Genomic DNA, 584 nt, shown 5'->3' on the forward strand with positions numbered 1-584 from the left:
AATGGATCAACTTGATTCTGCACCGTGCCCTCAAACCGATACAAATTCATCCCACCCATCAACCCAATCGGGTCTTGTGTGATAAACCGCCCGAGTGCGGGTTCATAATAACGCAAAAAGTTGTAGTGCAAACCGGTTTCTTGGTCGAAGTACTGGTTCTGCAGGCAGAATGGTTGGTGCGCGGTCCGTTGGGCATGGCGGTTGCTGTCGTGAATAAGTTGTCCCCATGCGTCATAACGTCCTTTCCAAATGAGTTTGCCTTGGCTGTCGGTCATCTCCCGTGGGATGCCGATTTGGTCGCAGTGGAAGTAGTTCACGGTATGTTGTGCATTTTCACTCTCTTTATAACACTGCGCCAACGGCTCATAGCTGTCGGGGTGAGTGTAAATGTAAATGAAAGTGCGGTCGGTTTTTTCAGCATTTTGCTGATGATTACCTTTGCGAATTTCCTGCACTAAGTGTGAGCCCGCCCAGATAAATTGCGTGTGGCATTGTTTTTCGCCTTGCTTGTTCAGTTTGGATTTCGCAATCCGTCTGCCCAGTGGGTCATAATCATACACCCAGCTTTCGGTGGTGTAACGGTT

The 584-nt window shown here is 48.8% G+C and carries 1 protein-coding gene; it reads right to left on the reverse strand.

The window, feature by feature from the left end; genetic code table 11:
- Positions 1 to 584: RHS repeat domain-containing protein (locus tag QZ106_RS01110; RefSeq protein ID WP_295973181.1), on the reverse strand; the 584-nt coding region annotated here is incomplete at both ends.

The organism is uncultured Aggregatibacter sp. (assembly GCF_901873365.1).
Lineage (GTDB): Bacteria > Pseudomonadota > Gammaproteobacteria > Enterobacterales > Pasteurellaceae > Aggregatibacter.